This is a genomic window from Nodosilinea sp. LEGE 07088 (assembly GCF_015207395.1).
Classification (GTDB): Bacteria; Cyanobacteriota; Cyanobacteriia; order Phormidesmidales; family Phormidesmidaceae; genus Nodosilinea.
This window is the reverse complement of sequence record NZ_JADEWX010000372.1, coordinates 1-1395: the sequence shown is the minus strand read 5'-3', so window position 1 is coordinate 1395 and position 1395 is coordinate 1. Positions and strand designations below refer to the sequence as shown.

Here is a 1395-nt window from a genome sequence, read left to right as displayed (position 1 = left end):
TGTCTTGCCACCCAGTTCTCTTGGACCCGCTCATCCCGGATTTGTGTAAGTCCGCTCCGGATCAGGCGGCTTGCCTCAACTCTGCATCCTGCTCCATCGCTTCGTCCAGCTTTCGCTTTGCTGCCTTGGCCCAGCCTTGCCAGCGCGGCAGGGTAATGGCCCGACCCTTCACGTAGACCTCCTCGGGCGTCAGCACGTCGCCGCCGTCGGCCGGCTCCAGCGCCCAGTGAGGCCGGATCGCGTTGTAGCGGTCCCGGAATGCCGCCAGCTTCTCGCGGGCGTCCTGCGGGTTGTCGTAGAGCTGCCAGTAGACCTCTTCCCGCTTCAGCGTCTGATGGAAGCGCTCCAGCAAGCCCAGCTGCTGCGGGGTGCGGTAGCGCGTCCGGACATGCTGGAACTTCGCCTTGATCGCTTTCTGGAAGTGCCTCGCCAGGAAGCAGCTGCCGTTGTCAGTGACCAGGAACGGCATCTTCTCCAGCCTGCCATGCAGGCGCTCGGCCTCCTGCACGGCCAGATCAATCGCGGCACTGACCTCGGGAGCCGAGTAACTTGGCGTCAGATGGCAGGCCAGCAGATAGCGGCTGTAGTAATCGATCACCGTCACCGCGTACCACCAGCCGTGCCCGGGGATGTGGATGTAGGTCACGTCGCTCTGCCACAGCGCATTCGGCCGCCTCGGCAGCAACTCGAACAGCTTGGCGCTCTGGTGCAACTCGGCCTTGGTCGCTCGCCGCTTCTGCATCAAGCCCTCGGCCTTGAACACCGCATGCACGAACTTCTTGCTGACCGCGTGGCCGGCCCGTCGCAGTACGATCGCCAGCCGCTTGTAGCCCCACCAGGGGTACTTCCCGGCGAACGCCACCACGGTCGCCTTCAGGCCCTCGTCCAGCGGCTTCGGCGCCGGCCCAGGGCGTCTCGGCTCAGGCGTGGGCGAGTGGTACCAGCTCGAGGGTGCCACGCCCACCGCGCGCAGCAGCGGCTTCAGGCGCGACGCGCCCTTCTCTGCCTCAATCATGGCCCGCAGCTCCGCAGTCAGAGCGACGGGCCCGAGAGCTTTTTTAGGATGCGATTCGCTACCGTCAGTTCACCGATCACCTGCTCCCGGGTCTCGATCTCCCGCTGCAGCTTGGCCAACTCCTTCGCGGCCAGCCCCTCGCTCCCCTTGCCGCCGAGCTGCGCCTTGCCGCCCGAGATGAACTCGTCACGCCAACGGTACAGCGTTGGCTCGCTGACCCCCGCGCGCCGCGCGATCTGCGCCGCCGGCTCCTCCTTCCTCAACAGCGCAAGCACCAGCTCTACGCGCTTCTCTGCAGGCAGTTCGCTCTTCCGTCCCATGTCTTGCTCCTCGATGGCTGTCTAACATTCCATCGGGTCCAAGAACCTGGGGGCAAGACA

Annotated in this window: 2 protein-coding genes; both read right to left on the bottom strand. The window is 65.5% G+C overall.

Features of this window, described 5'->3' with window-relative positions:
* Positions 1 to 61 precede the first annotated feature (61 nt).
* Positions 62 to 1024: an IS3 family transposase gene (locus IQ254_RS31070; RefSeq protein ID WP_228041268.1), complete on the bottom strand. Its 963-nt coding sequence runs from the start codon at positions 1022 to 1024 to the stop codon at positions 62 to 64.
* A gap of 8 nt (positions 1025 to 1032) precedes the next feature.
* Positions 1033 to 1335: a helix-turn-helix domain-containing protein gene (locus IQ254_RS31065; protein WP_193969989.1), complete on the bottom strand. Its 303-nt coding sequence runs from the start codon at positions 1333 to 1335 to the stop codon at positions 1033 to 1035.
* Between the last annotated feature and the right edge of the window lie 60 nt (positions 1336 to 1395).

Coding starts and splice junctions, on each gene's coding strand:
- IQ254_RS31065 (WP_193969989.1), bottom strand. CDS start 1,335: ATGGGACGGAAGAGCGAACTGCCTGCAGAGAAGCGCGTAGAGCTGGTG.